The organism is Proteiniphilum sp. X52, from assembly GCF_003712195.1.
Taxonomy (GTDB): Bacteria; Bacteroidota; Bacteroidia; order Bacteroidales; family Dysgonomonadaceae; genus Proteiniphilum.
Map to the genome: position 1 here is coordinate 1 of NZ_RDSD01000069.1, position 1070 is coordinate 1070.

Annotated in this window: 1 protein-coding gene; it reads left to right on the forward strand. The window is 42.0% G+C overall.

The window, feature by feature from the left end; all coding sequences use genetic code 11:
• Positions 1–1017, forward strand: a 1017-nt coding sequence (locus D7D25_RS17660) for a BF3164 family lipoprotein (RefSeq protein ID WP_255417387.1), incomplete at its 5' end; no start/stop codon positions are given.
• Between the last annotated feature and the right edge of the window lie 53 nt (positions 1018–1070).

Here is a 1070-nt window from a genome sequence, read left to right on the forward strand (position 1 = left end):
TTTTATTTGCTTACTTCTGCCTTGGGATGCAAGAACCCCAACAGCAATCTTTTTTATGATTCGTTTCCTGCCAATATTTCACTTACGGGAAAAAGTATTGATACAGACTCTGTCATGTTGCGCTATCCATTCAGAATCAAGCACCAGGACAGTTTGGCTATTGTTATGGATTTGCATCATCCCGATTATTTCTATCATTCCTTTACCTATCCGCAGTTCCGGTATATATCCTCTTTCGGGAAGCGTGGCCAGGCTCCTGAAGAAATTCTATCGGCAGAGAATTTCAGATTGGCAGAAGGGAAGATATGGGGATTGGATGCCAATAAACACCTGATAATAAACATGCCATTGCGAGGCGCTTATAAAGAAACGGATACAAAGCAAATATCATTAAACAAAGAGATTATCCGCGCGTTGGATTTTTCCTTGTATGATGATTCTTGTTTTATCATTCCCGACTATTCCGGTGAACATCGTTTCCATATCATCGACAAAAACGGGAACATCAAATCCAGTCACGGCGAAATACCAACCTTGGAATCTAAAAGCAGAGACATGGCATTGGCTCAGGCATGGCGTTCGTTTATAGGCTATAACCCCGACAATGGAGTTCTGGCTATGGCAACCCAGTTGGGAGAAGTGCTTGAAATTTATAACTTAAAAGACGGCACCCATATCGTGAAGTTTGGCCCTCACGGAGAACCGGAATACAATGAGGCGAAAGGGATGGCAATTCCTTCGGGAATTATGGGATTCAGCGACATACAAGTGACGGATAATTATATTTATGCCGTTTTTCATGGCAGAAGCTTTAAGGAGATTGCCGAACAACAGCAACCCGCGATAGATGGGGGGAGGTATATATATGTCTTTTCGTTAAAGGGAGAGCCGCTTGCCAGGTACACACTGGATCGATTTATTTATGGCATTGATGTAAATGAAAAGACCAATGAGTTGTATGCCGTTGATGTAAATTCCAACCTGCCCATCGTGAAATTCAAATTAGAGCATTCATAGCATGAGAGCACCTTATTTTTTATTGTTGATGGGAGTATGCGGATTGATGCTTT